Origin of the sequence: Pantoea sp. EKM21T, from assembly GCF_011800405.1 — a bacterium.
GTDB lineage: Bacteria > Pseudomonadota > Gammaproteobacteria > Enterobacterales > Enterobacteriaceae > Pantoea > Pantoea agglomerans.
Map to the genome: position 1 here is coordinate 1 of NZ_JAALFV010000034.1, position 223 is coordinate 223.

A 223-nucleotide genomic window follows, 5' to 3' on the forward strand; every position below is an offset into this window, starting at 1 on the left:
GCGGCACCGTCTGGCTCTGGAAGATGCGCAGGTTGCGGTCGCGCTTCATCGGCCACAGGTCCGGCTCGACCGTCAGCTCATAGACCGCGTAGCGGGTGCCGCTCAGCTCCTGGCTGCGCACCGCCACCTGGGTGATTTTGCCGTTAAGGTAGCGCGGGCTCAGCGCGTTCATCAGCCCGTCGGTCGGCAGCGTAAACGTCACCGGCTTCCCCAGCAGGGCGTG

General features: G+C 67.3%; 1 protein-coding gene. It reads right to left on the minus strand.

Going from position 1 to position 223, the window contains the following annotated elements:
* A partial coding sequence (locus HFD87_RS22810; RefSeq protein ID WP_243207498.1) for a contractile injection system protein, VgrG/Pvc8 family occupies positions 1-223 on the minus strand: 223 nt, incomplete at both ends.